Origin of the sequence: Zavarzinia sp., from assembly GCF_041650655.1 — a bacterium.
Classification (GTDB): Bacteria; Pseudomonadota; Alphaproteobacteria; order Zavarziniales; family Zavarziniaceae; genus Zavarzinia.
On record NZ_JBAZKR010000220.1, the window covers coordinates 1 to 3,312 of the forward strand.

Below are 3,312 nucleotides of genomic sequence, written 5' to 3' on the forward strand. Positions count from 1 at the left end.
TTTCCGCCTACTGCGCGGCCAAGCACGCGGTGCTGGGCCTGACCCGCTCGCTGGCACTGGAACTGGCGAAGCAGCCGGTCACCGTCAATGCCGTCTGTCCCGGCTATACGGAAACCGACATCGTGCGCGACACCCTGGCCAACATCCAGGCCAAGACGGGCCGCAGCGCGGCGGAAGCCGAGGCCGAGCTGGTCAAGCACAATCCGCAGGGCCGCCTGGTGCAGCCCGCGGAAGTCGCCAATGCGGTACTCTGGCTGTGCCAGCCGGGCAGCGAAGCCGTGACCGGGCAGGCAATAGCCGTCGCCGGCGGCGAAACCATGTGAGCGCGAACAAGGAAGAAGCATGAGCGACAAAAGCTACCTCGACTGGCCGTTCTTCGACGAGCGGCACCGCCAATTGCAGGCGGACCTCGAACGCTGGGCGACGGACAACATCGGCGCCGACCATCCCGCCGACACGGACGCCGCCTGCCGCGACCTCGTCAAGCGCCTCGGCGCCGCCGGCTGGCTGCGCTATGCCGTTGGCGGCACCGGCTACGGCGGCCAGTACGATGTCATCGACACGCGCGCCATCTGCCTGCTGCGCGAGACGCTGGGGCGCCATTCCGGCCTCGCCGATTTCGCCTTCGCCATGCAGGGCTTGGGCTCGGGCGCCATCACGCTGCACGGCACGCCGCAGCAGCAGCAGCGCTACCTGACGAAAGTCGCCGCCGGCGAAGCGATCGCCGCCTTCGCGCTTTCGGAACCGAATTCGGGGTCCGACGTGGCGGCCATGAGCTGCGCGGCGCGGCGCGACGGCGACGATTACGTGCTCGACGGCGAGAAGACCTGGATCTCCAACGGCGGCATCGCCGACTTCTACGTCGTCTTCGCGCGCACCGGCGAAGCGCCGGGCTCGCGCGGCCTGTCGGCCTTCATCGTCGATGCGGCCACGCCCGGCCTCGAAATCGCCGAGCGGATCAACGTCATCGCCCCGCACCCGCTGGCGCGGCTGCGCTTCACCGACTGCCGGATTCGCGCCGGCAACATGCTCGGCAAGCCGGCGCAGGGCTTCAAGATCGCCATGCAGACGCTGGACATCTTCCGCACCTCGGTCGCGGCGGCGGCGCTGGGCTTCGCCCGCCGCGCGCTGGACGAGGCGCTGCGCCGCGCGACGACGCGGCCGATGTTCAACCAGAAGCTGGCGGATTTCCAGATCACGCAAACCAAGCTCGCGCAGATGGCGACCGGCGTCGACATCGCCGCCCTGCTCACCTACCGCGCCGCGTGGCTGCGCGACCAGGGCAAGAACGTCACGCGCGAGGCCGCGATGGCCAAGATGACGGCGACCGAAACGGCGCAGCAGGTGATCGATGCGGCGGTGCAGATCTGGGGCGGCCTCGGTGTCGTCAGCGAGCATCCGGTCGAGCGCCTATACCGCGAGATCCGCGCCCTGCGCATTTACGAGGGCGCCACGGAAGTGCAGCAGCTCATCATCGCGCGGCAGACGCTCACTGCCTACGAGCAGGACCTCAAGACCTGACGGCTGCCGCCGCAAGCCGCGCCGACGGCAAAAGTCGGCGCTGGCGGCACGGCGACCGGGGGCACGGATCCCGGCCCGGGCCGCCTTCGCCGCAACGGGCTACTTCCGGTAGGTCTCCAGATTGATGCCTTCGCGCGCCATGGCGGCCGCGACCGGCGGCACGGCGGCGAGGCGTTCGACGTAGGCCCGGTACCCCGGCAGGGATGCGGGGTCGATGCCGGCGAGGCCGCCCCAGCGCAGGAAGACCAGCGCATAGGCGTCGACGAAGGACAGCTTGTCGCCCAGCAGGAAAGGCGCGGCTTTTTCTGCCATGACCTGAATTCGCTCGAGGTGTCCGCGGAACTTTTCCGTGGCGAGCCGCTTGACTTCCGTCTGTGCCGCTTCGCCCTCGGCAAAGTTCCCCGGACGGAAGATATGGGTGAAGGTCGGATGGACGGTGTTGTTCATCCAGGCGAAGGTGGACATCGCCTGCGCACGCTGCCAGGGATCGGCCGGCAGGAGTCCGGCCTGGGGATAGCGACGGTCGAGATAGTCGCAGATCGCCAGGATCTGGCTCAGGGGCTTGCCATCGACCACCAGCAGCGGCACCAGCCCCAGCGGGTTCAGCGCCAGATATTCCGGCGAATGCTGCTCGCCCTTGTGCAGCTTGATGGCGCGAGGCTCGAAGCCCTCGCCCGTCGCGGCTTTGATTGCTTCCAGGCCGACATGGGGAACAAACGAACACGCACCGGCACCGTAGTAAAGCTCCATCATGGAATGTCTCCTTTGTTGTTTTGACCGCCATCGTGACAGCGAGCCGCATGCCCGAATGATAACGGCTGGACGTACTATCCGGACTTCACTCGCCGCAAATGATACCGGCCGGGATGCAGGGTCAACAAACCGCCGGGTTCGCGAAAGGCAATCGATCATGGCAATCCAGTTCAAGGGCGCGTCGGCCATCGTCACCGGGGGCGCCTCCGGCATCGGGCAAGCCATCGTCCGCGCCCTGGCGGCACGCGGCGCACGCGTGGTCGTCGCCGACATCGACGCCGCCGGCGCCGAGGCCGAAGCCGCGGCACTGCGCGCCAGGGGCTGCGAGGCCGTGGCGAAAACCGTGGATGTAACCGACGCCGGCGCGGTGGAACGACTGGTGGCCGGCGTCGAGAAGCGCTGGGGGCGGCTCGACTTCCTTTTCAACAACGCGGGCGTCATTTATGTCGGGGAACTGCTCGACATGGGCGACGATGCCTGGCGACGCTGCGTCGACATCAACCTCTGGGGCGTCATCAACGGCGTGTGCGCCGCCTATCCGCGCATGGCGAAGCAGGGCTCGGGCTGCATTGTGAACACCGGCAGCATCGCCGGCCTCGGTCCGTCACCGGGCTTCACCATCTACGCGGCCACCAAGCATGCCGTGGTCGGCCTGTCGCAATCCCTGCGCGGCGAAGCCCGCAAATACGGCGTACAGGTGAACGTGCTCTGCCCCGGATTCGTCGACACGCCCATGGTCCGCAACGCCACCTTCGCCAATATCGACGGCGCGGCGGCCGCGGCGGCGATACGCAAACGCGGCGCCTTTGCGGAACCGGACCGGGTGGCCGCCGACCTCATGAAGGGCATCGAGAACGACACGCCGGTCATCGTGACTCCCGCGACAGCCAGGCTGGCGATGTCGATCCTGCGCTACGCGCCCTTCACCGGCGAGCTTTTTGCGGGCAGGTTCATGGAAGCCATCCGCGCGTTCCACACCCGGCAATAGCCATCCCGCGTGGTCACCGCGACGCGTCGATGGTCTCGGCGTAGTGGCGA

4 protein-coding genes are annotated in these 3,312 nt (G+C 67.9%); 3 read left to right on the forward strand and 1 reads right to left on the reverse strand.

Annotated elements, in window-relative coordinates:
• On the forward strand, positions 1 to 323 hold a 323-nt coding region (locus WC493_RS22520; RefSeq protein ID WP_373068749.1), incomplete at its 5' end, for an SDR family NAD(P)-dependent oxidoreductase.
• 19 nt (positions 324 to 342) lie between these two features.
• On the forward strand, positions 343 to 1,521 hold the full coding sequence (locus tag WC493_RS22525) for an acyl-CoA dehydrogenase family protein (RefSeq protein ID WP_373068751.1): 1,179 nt from the start codon (positions 343 to 345) through the stop codon (positions 1,519 to 1,521).
• 99 nt (positions 1,522 to 1,620) lie between these two features.
• Here the strand turns inward: WC493_RS22525 and WC493_RS22530 are convergent, their stop codons facing one another.
• Positions 1,621 to 2,463 (reverse strand): glutathione S-transferase family protein, encoded by an 843-nt coding sequence (locus WC493_RS22530; RefSeq protein WP_373068755.1) that lies wholly within the window; start codon positions 2,461 to 2,463, stop codon positions 1,621 to 1,623.
• Here WC493_RS22530 and WC493_RS22535 point away from each other — a divergent pair.
• Positions 2,432 to 3,262 carry an SDR family NAD(P)-dependent oxidoreductase gene (locus WC493_RS22535; protein ID WP_373068753.1) on the forward strand — a complete coding sequence of 277 codons (831 nt, stop codon included), beginning with the start codon at positions 2,432 to 2,434 and terminating at the stop codon, positions 3,260 to 3,262. The genes WC493_RS22530 and WC493_RS22535 overlap by 32 nt on opposite strands.
• Positions 3,263 to 3,312 lie beyond the last annotated feature (50 nt).